General features: G+C 73.1%; 1 protein-coding gene and 1 pseudogene. Both read right to left on the reverse strand.

Going from position 1 to position 977, the window contains the following annotated elements; translation table 11 throughout:
• Positions 1–598 (reverse strand): creatininase family protein (locus ACFPZL_RS13660; RefSeq protein ID WP_382335936.1); only part of this gene is annotated, 598 nt, incomplete at its 3' end.
• A gap of 38 nt (positions 599–636) precedes the next feature.
• Positions 637–977: pseudogene (locus tag ACFPZL_RS13665) on the reverse strand (hypothetical protein); the annotation flags it as partial.

Consider the following 977-nt stretch of genomic DNA (forward strand, 5'->3'; position numbering starts at 1 on the left):
CCCGCTCTCGGTCCGCGGCCACGAGATCCGGCCGCACGGCGAGCATCAGCGAGGTCTCGAACGCTCCGGCGTGGCCGGGCGCGGCGGGATCCGGCGGCGACGCCATCTCCCAGTAGTCGAGCGCCGCGATGGTCAGATCGCTGCGCGAGGCCGCCTCGGAGGCCGCGGCGTGGCACACCCCGGTGTTGCCGCCGTGCCCGTTCACGAGCACGATGCGGCTCACGCCGCTCTCCGCCATGCTGAGCATGGAGGCCACGAGCACGTCGATCATCACCTGGGGCGGCAGCGAGATCGTGCCGCCGAACGGCAGGTGGTGCGCCGAGCAGCCGATGCCGAGGAACTGCGCCAGGATGAGCGGTCGGTCGCATTCCGGCGCCGCGAGATCGAGCGCGCCCTCGACCGCCCGCGTCGACAGCATGATGTCGGTGCCGGTAGGCAGGAACGGGCCGTGCTGCTCCGTCGCGCCGAGCGGGACGACGACCAGGCCCTCGCGGGCCAGGTCGACGACCTCGCGCCGGGCGAGCTCCTGCCAGCGGTGCCAGCCGTCGCCGGCCGCGCCGCCCCGCGCCTGGTCGTCGTTCATCGTGCCGGTGCTCATGGTCGCTCCCTCGCTCCCTCGTCTCCCAGCGGTCTCGGTTACACGAGGCCGCTGAACACCTCTTCGACGGTCTCGACGAACTCGTCGACGATGCCGAGGTGCTCCGGCTTCATCACGCAGCTGCGCAGCACCGTGACCGTCTCCGCGTCCGCCTCGATGCCGGCGCCGGACCGGCGCAGCCAATCGACGTCGACCGTGAGCTTCGCGACGTGCCAGCCGCGCTCGGCCAGCAGGTCGAAGGCGCGGTCCGAGGCGCGGCTGATCTCGCTCGCACGTTCGGCCGCCGGGTAGTAGCAGACGATGTCGAGCTCGGGCTCCACCACCAGGCGGCTGCTCCGTCCCGCGGCGAGGCCGGCGGCGATGCGCGTCGCGGCCTCCC

This window comes from Leucobacter soli, from assembly GCF_042659205.1.
GTDB lineage: Bacteria > Actinomycetota > Actinomycetes > Actinomycetales > Microbacteriaceae > Leucobacter > Leucobacter soli.